This window comes from Pelomonas caseinilytica (assembly GCF_021353235.1).
Taxonomy (GTDB): Bacteria; Pseudomonadota; Gammaproteobacteria; order Burkholderiales; family Burkholderiaceae_C; genus Pelomonas; species Pelomonas caseinilytica.
On the sequence record NZ_JAJTWT010000034.1, the window covers coordinates 1 to 2530 of the forward strand.

Consider the following 2530-nt stretch of genomic DNA (forward strand, 5'->3'; position numbering starts at 1 on the left):
GGACTAAACCGCTCGCGCGGTAACCGCTCCGGCAACACCACGATGGCTCGTCGGGTTTGTGGCTCTGCCAAGTTGGAGAGCGAGGCGATTTGCCTCGCTCTTCGATTGGAGCTGAACCATGAGCTCATTGACGACCAACGTCTCCCCGCTGCGCCAACGCATGATCGACGACATGCGCATGCGCAAGTTCAACGGCAAGACGCAGACCCACTACATCCGCGCTGTTCGCCGGCTCGCTGCCTTCCTGAGGCGATCACCTGACACCGCCACCGCCGAGGAACTGCGGGCCTTCCAGCTGCACATGGTCGACACCGGCACGGCCCCACCGACCATCAACGCCACGCTCAGTGGCCTGAAGTTCTTCTTCGACGTGACGCTGGGGCATGCTGAGTTGCTGGTGATGGTGCAGCCCGTTCACCAACCCCGCCCGCTGCCAGTGGTGTTGAGCTGCGACGAGGTTGCCCGGCTGATCGCTGCGGCGCCGAACCCGAAGTACCAGGCGGCGCTGTCGGTGGCCTATGGCGCCGGCCTGCGTGCCGCCGAAGTCTGCGCGCTGAAGGTCTCCGACATCGACAGCGAGCGCATGACGCTGCGCGTGGAGCAAGGCAAGGGCCGCAAGGATCGCTATGCGCTGCTCTCGCCCGTGCTGCTGGAGCGGCTGCGCGCGTGGTGGCGGGTGGGGCATGCGCAGGGCAAGATGCTGCCCGGCGGCTGGCTGTTCCCGGGGCTCAACCCCATGGACCCGCTGTCCACCCGGCAGCTCAACCGTGCCATCCACTTGGCCGCCGACGCCGCCCACATCGACAAGCGCGTGTCGATGCACACGCTGCGCCACAGCTTCGCGACTCATCTGCTGGAGCAGAAGGTCGACATTCGGGTGATCCAGGTATTGCTGGGCCACAAGCGGCTGGAGACCACCGCGCTGTACACCCATGTCGCCACTGAGGTGCTGCGCGCCGTGATCAGCCCGCTGGAGACGCTGCCGTCGCCATAGCGCGGCTGCCGTGGGGCACGCCGCCCTGGAAGTCGCCGACATCTTCCGCCTCCATGGGCCGGCCTGGCGCCAGGCTCAGCGCGGCCATCTGAGCCTGGACCAGCTCAAGGTCATGTCGGCCATCGAACAGTGCCGCAGCGCGGCACTGGGTGGACATGTCTTGCGCTGCGATGGCTGCGGCGCCGATCAGATCGCCTACAACTCCTGCCGCAACCGGCATTGCCCGAAGTGCCAGGCCAGCGCCGCCCAGCGTTGGCTCGAGGCCCGCAGCGCTGATCTGCTGCCGGTCGAGTATTACCACGTGGTATTCACGCTGCCGGCGCCCATCGCCGAGATCGCCTATGCCAACAAGGCGGTCGTCTACGGCCTGCTGTTCGACATCGCGGCCGAGACCCTGCTGACCATCGGCGGCGACCCCAAGCACCTGGGCGCGCGGCTGGGCGTAACGCTGGTGCTGCACACCTGGGGCTCGGCGCTGACTCACCACCCGCACGTGCATGGCATCGTGCCCGGTGGCGGTCTGGCACCTGACGGCGAGCACTGGATCGCATGCCGACGGGGCTTCTTCCTGCCGGTACGGGTGCTGTCACGCTTGTTCCGGCGGCGCTTCCTCGAAGCGCTGCAGCAGGCCCATCACGATGGCCGGCTGCAGTTCTTCGGGGAACACGCCTCGCTGGTCGATGCCGCGGCCTTCACGCGCTGGCTCGTGCCGCTGCGCCAATGCGAGTGGGTGGTCTACGCCAAGCGACCGTTCGCCGGCCCCGAGGCAGTGCTGGCCTACCTGTCGCGCTACACGCACCGGGTCGCCATCTCCAACAGCCGGCTCGTCTCGCTGGACCCGCGCGGCGTGACCTTCCGTTGGAAGGACTACCGCGTCAAGGGGCGCACCCGCTACAAGACCATGACGCTCGACGCGGACGAGTTCATGCGCCGCTTCCTGCTTCATGTGCTGCCCGGCGGCTTCCATCGCATTCGCCACTACGGGTTGCTGGCCAACTGCAACCGCACTGCCAACCTGGCGCTGGTGCGCCAGTTGCTGCAGGTACCACCGCAGGCACCGCCGCCCGACGGCTTCCCAGCCGACGCGCGACCGGCCTTCGTCTGCCCGCACTGCGGGCACGCCATGATCGTCGTGCAGACCTTCCTGCGCGGCGAGCCGATTCGCGCGCCACCCCAACAGACCGTGCCGCCATGAGCGCCTGGGCCCTTCACAGCATCTACTCGTCGACGCCAAGTGCGTTGGCATGGCCACTTTGTGCCGGGCGCTCAACGCCATCGGATTCTTGGCCTTGCCGACGCTCGTCGAGCACCATCTCATGCGGCATCGAGGACGCTCGCCCTGGCGCCACGCGTCTGTGCGTCCGCCGAGGTCGGCATCGCCGCGTTGCTGCGCGCCTGCAATCGCCATAGCCTCGAGCGGCACCGCCACGTGCGCCGCGGTTTCCTCCCTCGAGGCTTGTTCAACACCTGCCCTCTACTGGGTGTCGTTCGCACCACCGGCATGTCGCGCGGGCAGGTGTCGAACAAACCTAAACG

2 protein-coding genes are annotated in these 2530 nt (G+C 67.5%); both read left to right on the forward strand.

The window, feature by feature from the left end; all coding sequences use genetic code 11:
* Window positions 1-118 precede the first annotated feature (118 nt).
* Window positions 119-994, forward strand: a complete 876-nt coding sequence (locus LXT12_RS26625) for a tyrosine-type recombinase/integrase (protein ID WP_233395549.1) — start codon at window positions 119-121, stop codon at window positions 992-994.
* Window positions 995-1004: 10 nt separating this feature from the next.
* A complete protein-coding gene (locus LXT12_RS26630) occupies window positions 1005-2189 on the forward strand; it encodes an IS91 family transposase (protein WP_233395550.1) in 1185 nt (394 codons plus the stop codon).
* The last annotated feature ends 341 nt before the right edge of the window (window positions 2190-2530 follow it).